Origin of the sequence: Haloferax sp. KTX1 (assembly GCF_902410085.1) — an archaeon.
In the GTDB taxonomy this organism is placed as follows: Archaea; Halobacteriota; Halobacteria; order Halobacteriales; family Haloferacaceae; genus Haloferax; species Haloferax massiliensis.
The window spans coordinates 1-403 of sequence record NZ_CABPRH010000307.1 but is presented as its reverse complement, the minus strand read 5'-3'; the positions used below and the strand labels follow the sequence as shown (position 1 = coordinate 403).

The 403-nt window shown below is 69.7% G+C and carries 1 protein-coding gene; it reads left to right on the top strand.

Annotated features, from left to right (window positions below):
- Window positions 1-403 (top strand): hydantoinase/oxoprolinase family protein (locus FY251_RS21960; protein WP_305037600.1); only part of this gene is annotated, 403 nt, incomplete at both ends.

Below are 403 nucleotides of genomic sequence, written 5' to 3'. Positions count from 1 at the left end.
AGTCTCGTCCGCGACGGCGAGGCCGAACGGACCACGGAGGGCGTCATCAACGAGCGGCCGATCAAGACGCCGATGGTCGATGTCGAAACAGTCGGAGCCGGCGGCGGGTCCATCGCCTGGGTCGACGCCGGGGGGGCACTCCGGATCGGACCACGTTCCGCCGGGGCCGACCCCGGCCCCGCCTGCTACGGGAAGGGCGGGACTGAGCCGACCGTCACCGACGCCAACCTCGTGCTGGGCTACATCGGTGCAAGCACCAGCCTGGGTGGGGAACTATCGCTCGACGAGGACGCGGCATACGATGCACTCGCGGACCTTGCCGACGAGGCAGGACTCGGCGGTCCACTGGAAGCCGCCCGGGGCATCTATCGCGTCGCGAACGCGAACATGACCAGGGCCATCC